The sequence below is a fragment of the Flavobacterium fryxellicola genome, assembly GCF_900143245.1.
Lineage (GTDB): Bacteria > Bacteroidota > Bacteroidia > Flavobacteriales > Flavobacteriaceae > Flavobacterium > Flavobacterium fryxellicola.
The window spans coordinates 1-1,014 of the sequence record NZ_FRDK01000037.1; the positions used below are offsets into that span (position 1 = coordinate 1).

General features: G+C 40.6%; 1 protein-coding gene. It reads right to left on the reverse strand.

Annotation, left to right across the window (positions count from 1 at the left end; genetic code table 11):
• Positions 1 to 1,014: hypothetical protein (locus BUA03_RS16775; RefSeq protein WP_394333648.1), on the reverse strand; the 1,014-nt coding region annotated here is incomplete at both ends.

Here is a 1,014-nt window from a genome sequence, read left to right on the forward strand (position 1 = left end):
TATAAAGTATAAGTATTTGGAGCCAATGCTGTAAATACATTCGAGCTCTGATACGTTATTCCATCCAAACTGTAGGCTACTCCTGCTTGTGTTGTGATTGCAATACTTCCAGATGGAGTTCCACAAGTGGGTTGCACCACACTAACCGTAGTCGGTTCAACTGGAGGTGTTGGAATAGCATTGATCGTTATAGCAGACGATGACGGAGTTACACAAGTATTATCCAATGTATTTCGTACGTATAAAGTATAAGTATTTGGAGCCAATGCTGTAAATACATTCGAGCTCTGATACGTTATTCCATCCAAACTGTAGGCTACTCCTGCTTGTGTTGTAATAGTAATATTTCCGGATGGAGTTCCACAAGTAGGTTGCACCACACTAACCGTGGTTGGTTCAACTGGAGGTGTTGGAATAGCATTTATTGTTATAGCAGACGATGACGGAGTTACACAAGTGTTATCCGCTGTATTTCGTACGTATAAAGTATAAGTATTTGGAGCCAATGCTGTAAATACATTCGAGCTCTGATACGTTATTCCATTCAAACTGTAGGCTACTCCTGCTTGTGTTGTGATTGCAATACTTCCGGATGGAGTTCCACAAGTAGGTTGCACCACACTAACCGTGGTTGGTTCAACTGGAGGTGTTGGAATAGCATTTATTGTTATAGCAGACGATGACGGAGTTACACAAGTATTATCCGCTGTATTTCGTACGTATAAAGTATAAGTATTTGGTGCCAATGCTGTAAATACATTCGAGCTCTGATACGTTATTCCATCCAAACTGTAGGCTACTCCTGCTTGTGTTGTGATTGTAATACTTCCGGATGGAGTTCCACAAGTAGGTTGCACCACACTAACCGTGGTTGGTTCAGTTGGCGGTATTGGAATAGCATTTATCGTTATAACAGACGATGACGGAGTTACACAAGTATTATCCAATGTATTTCGTACGTATAAAGTATAAGTATTTGGAGCCAATGCTGTAAATACATTCGAGCTCTGATAC